This window comes from Burkholderiales bacterium, assembly GCA_013695435.1.
Lineage (GTDB): Bacteria > Pseudomonadota > Gammaproteobacteria > Burkholderiales > JACMKV01 > JACMKV01.
In genome coordinates this window covers 1-2,939 of record JACDAM010000298.1, presented here as the reverse complement: position 1 = coordinate 2,939, position 2,939 = coordinate 1, and the positions used below count along the sequence as shown (strand labels likewise).

Annotated in this window: 6 protein-coding genes; 5 read left to right on the top strand and 1 reads right to left on the bottom strand. The window is 60.2% G+C overall.

The annotated features are described in order from the left end of the window. The 3 genes from H0V78_14750 to H0V78_14740 form a co-directional block, all read left to right on the top strand. The coding region (locus H0V78_14750; GenBank protein MBA2352990.1) for a glyoxalase/bleomycin resistance/extradiol dioxygenase family protein at positions 1-252 on the top strand (252 nt) is incomplete at its 5' end. Positions 253-299: 47 nt separating this feature from the next. Then, entirely contained in the window at positions 300-707 is a 408-nt protein-coding gene (locus H0V78_14745) for a DoxX family protein (GenBank protein ID MBA2352989.1), read from the top strand. A gap of 38 nt (positions 708-745) precedes the next feature. After that, positions 746-1,207 (top strand): GFA family protein, encoded by a 462-nt coding sequence (locus H0V78_14740; GenBank protein MBA2352988.1) that lies wholly within the window; start codon positions 746-748, stop codon positions 1,205-1,207. A gap of 123 nt (positions 1,208-1,330) precedes the next feature. Here the strand turns inward: H0V78_14740 and H0V78_14735 are convergent, their stop codons facing one another. Next, positions 1,331-1,648 (bottom strand): helix-turn-helix transcriptional regulator, encoded by a 318-nt coding sequence (locus tag H0V78_14735; GenBank protein MBA2352987.1) that lies wholly within the window; start codon positions 1,646-1,648, stop codon positions 1,331-1,333. A gap of 114 nt (positions 1,649-1,762) precedes the next feature. Here H0V78_14735 and H0V78_14730 point away from each other — a divergent pair, with 114 nt between their 5' ends. Continuing rightward, positions 1,763-2,041, top strand: coding sequence for a hypothetical protein (locus tag H0V78_14730; protein MBA2352986.1), 279 nt, complete (start codon positions 1,763-1,765; stop codon positions 2,039-2,041). Beyond that, positions 2,032-2,939, top strand: a 908-nt coding sequence (locus tag H0V78_14725) for an MBL fold metallo-hydrolase (protein ID MBA2352985.1), incomplete at its 3' end; no start/stop codon positions are given. The genes H0V78_14730 and H0V78_14725, both read left to right, overlap by 10 nt.

Genomic DNA, 2,939 nt, shown 5'->3' with positions numbered 1-2,939 from the left:
GAAGCGAAGTTCAAGACTTTTATTCCGAAGCAAATTTGCGATGCGACGAAAAGCACGGAAGTGCTGGTGTGCTTATCGTCCGAAAGCCGCGCGAAGATCGATGAAATGGTGCGCAAGGCAGTCACCGGCGGCGGAACCACGCCTATGGATTCCAAGGACTACGGGTTCATGTACCAGCATGGATTTCAGGACCTTGATGGTCATATCTGGGAGCTCATCTACATGGAGCCGGACGCGATAAACCAGGGTTGAAACGAGCCGTAGAGACCGATCCGATTGAAAGATATCCGGGAGGACACATGCAAACGAATACTCAGGCAGGCCCGACCTCCAGGACGGCGCGCTGGGCGGGACGCATCATCACCGGGTTGGCCGTTGTGTTCCTGCTGTTCGACGGCGTCATCAAAGTGATGGAACTGGATATCGCGCTGGAGACGACAGAGCGGCTCGGGTATCCGCGCGGCGTGGTTTTCGGGCTCGGCATACTCACACTGGCGTTGACGGTGCTTTACGCGATCCCGCGAACTTCCGTTCTGGGTGCGATCCTGCTGACAGGCTTGTTCGGCGGCGCAATCGCCACCCACCTGCGCGTCGGCAGCCCGATCTTCAGCCACCTCCTGTTCGCGGGCTATCTTGGCTTGATGGTCTGGGGCGGATCGTTCTTGCGCGATGCGCAACTGCGCGCACTCATTCCTCTGCGACGTTAGCCGATCGCGAACGTGCGCCAACATATCGCCGGAAACCCATGCGGGATACGCCAAAAAAAGTGACCGGAGGCTGCCTGTGCGGAAAAGTCCGCTACGAGGCACAAGTGTTTCTCAAAAGTGGTTACTACTGCCACTGCCGCATGTGCCAGAAAAGCAGCGGCCAACCTGCCGAGATCACGGTGCCGATAAAAGCCGGCACGCTGATTTTTACGAAATCCAAGCCGAAGTACTACGTCTCTTCAAAGCATGGCAAACGCGGATTCTGTGAGGACTGCGGTTCGCGCCTCGTATGGCAGGCATTGGATCCGGAGAACGATTGGTTGACGAACGTCACCGTTGGTTCACTCGATAATTCGGGGGAAGGGCGACCAAGCAACCATATCTTCGTAGACACGCAACTGCCCTGGTATGAAATCGACGAAGGGCTGCCGAAAATTCGCGAAGCGGAAGTCGAGGCAATGCTGGACGTTTGGAAGCAAGAGCGCATGCCGGACAATTAGGCTCGGCATCGCAACTCCCGGACAAGTCCTTATCGACCGACGTGCGGACGATCCAACAGGTTGTCAGCCGAAGAAAGTCGGCCTGACGGCGGCGCTATACGGGCGAGGAGGCCGGGAGCGCTATCAACTGTGCTTGACGCCCCAGTCGCGTATTGCCTTCAGGATCGATCCCAGACTCTTTCCCTTGTCGGTAAGAACGTACTCGAGCCGCGGCGGGCGGTCGTTGTAGAGATCCCGACGCACGAGTCCGTTGTCTTCGAGGGACTTCAGGCGCGCTGAGAGGATGTTGGGCGCGATCCCCGGCAATGACGTCTGAAAGTCCTGAAACCGTCGCGGCCCCTGCAGCAGCAAGTCCCGCAGCAGCAGGATGGTCCAGCGCTCGCCAATCAAATCCAGCGTCCTCGCCACCGGGCATTCGTTGATTTCGTAGGTCTTTGCCATCGCTACAGCTTACCTGCTTGACTTCTTTTCTGCAAGTGACTACAGTATGGCTAGTGACTTGCATAATGCAAGTTACGGCACCTATCTCAAAGCCTATCCCAAAGGAGGTCTACCATGACTCGATTCTTCCATTTCCTCGTAGTAGTTACCTTTTGCGCCGGGCTGCCGGCGCTGCTGGCGCAAGCGGCCACATCGACAGACGCACAGCGTCCGGAGCTTGCTTACCTGAAGCAGGTGAACCAGTGGCGCCCGCCCTCAGATCCGCAACTGATCTTCCTGCTGATGTCCCAGTTTGCCAATGCGGGCCGCCATGCCGAAGGCATCGACTATTTCAATGGCGTGCTCAAGCGCTTCGAAGCCGGGCTGGATGATGTGCAAAAGCTATGTACCTGACGGCGGTCGCGTCGCTGCGAGCGGGCCACGCGGACGATGTCTTCCTGCTGAAGCGGCCCGGTTGGGTGCGCGACACGCTGAAGCAGCTCGACGAAGCCAAGCGGCTCAGCGGGGGCGAGTTGTTCGTCGCGCGCTGGATGTCGGGCGTGGTGCGCGCACAGGTGCCAGGTTTGTTTGGTGAGCGCGCCGCTGCGATGCAGGATCTGGTCTGGTGCCTCGCGCACGCCGACAAGGCCCCGAACCTGGGCTGGATGCGCGAGGTGTACTTCCACCTGGCCGCCCTGCACCGCCAACGCGGGGAAGACGCTGCTGCGCGGCGCTATCAAACGCTCAGTGGCTTCGCGAGCGAGACCAGGCCCGCGACATTCACCACTCCGTTTTCGGAAGCCCCTGTCGCCGGGCACACGTTCTCGTCACGCTTGATCCGCGAAGTCGTGCCGGGCGCGGTATATCTCCTGTCCGGCTTCGAATTCACCGAGTACTACTTCGTCGTTTCGGCGGACCGGCGCGAGTTGATCGCGATAGATGCCGGCACCCGGGCCGACGCAGCGCGTGCGGCCCACGAAGCATTGCGCGCCCGCGTTCCATCGCTTCCTCCACTGACGACCGTGCTGGTCACCCACGCGCACTGGGACCATGTCGGCGGACAGCGCTACTTCCGAAGTCTCAGCCCATCACCGCGATTCATCGGCCGCGGCAACTACAAGGACGAGCTTGCCCACGACGCAATGGCGAACCCGGCGGGGCTGCAACTGTTCTTCGGCAAGGAATTCCAACTGGCCGACGTACTGAGCTACAAGCCGGACGTCACCGTTGATCGGCCCACCGAATTGATCATCCGCGGCACGCGCTTCGAGCTGCTGCCCACGCGCGGCGGCGAGACTGACGATGCGTGCCG

Bases quoted from the DNA above. Each gene is read 5' to 3' on its own strand.
- H0V78_14730 (MBA2352986.1), top strand. From the start codon at position 1,763: ATGACTCGATTCTTCCATTTCCTCGTAGTAGTTACCTTTTGCGCCGGG.
- H0V78_14735 (MBA2352987.1), bottom strand. From the start codon at position 1,648: ATGGCAAAGACCTACGAAATCAACGAATGCCCGGTGGCGAGGACGCTG.
- H0V78_14745 (MBA2352989.1), top strand. From the start codon at position 300: ATGCAAACGAATACTCAGGCAGGCCCGACCTCCAGGACGGCGCGCTGG.
- H0V78_14740 (MBA2352988.1), top strand. From the start codon at position 746: ATGCGGGATACGCCAAAAAAAGTGACCGGAGGCTGCCTGTGCGGAAAA.